The sequence below is a fragment of the Neisseria sp. P0021.S007 genome, from assembly GCF_051956855.1.
Map to the genome: position 1 here is coordinate 1 of NZ_JBQCXA010001287.1, position 505 is coordinate 505.

The following is a 505-nucleotide window of genomic DNA, read 5'->3' on the forward strand; positions in this document are numbered from 1 at the left end:
AGGTATTCTTAAACGCGTGCCAACGGTCGGTTTGCAGATGGACGACGGCAAACATATCGTGTGAAATATTAACGCCGACACTGAATAGCTTGGCCGAGGCTTGCAGGCAGAAACTGCTGTCGCCAAACAGGCACAGCCCCATGTTTTCCGGATAGCGGAACAATTCGATTTTCACGGCTTCGGGTGCGGCAAAGATGTTGCAAAACAGCCGTTCAAACAACGATGGCTGCGCCACGCCTTCGCTCAACATGCCGTAAAGCCCACCCAGCCAATCGACATAGCCGAGAAAAGTGAAACGGTAGTCCTGCATAATGGCTTCGATGCGCTTGGGATCGCGTTTGCTGATCAAGCGGACAAATTCAAAACCGACTTCCGGCAGCCGCGCCCGAAGCGTTTGGTGCAGGCGGTGGGCAAACAGGTTTTTGTGGTTGTGCGGATTGCGCAGAATGCCGAGGAATTTCAGCCGCAATATCCGCCACAAGGCATCCGGTACTTTGACGGTATC

Annotated in this window: 1 pseudogene; it reads right to left on the minus strand. The window is 53.5% G+C overall.

What is annotated here, in order from left to right:
* Nucleotides 1-505: pseudogene (locus tag ACTHUR_RS18770) on the minus strand (hypothetical protein); the annotation flags it as partial.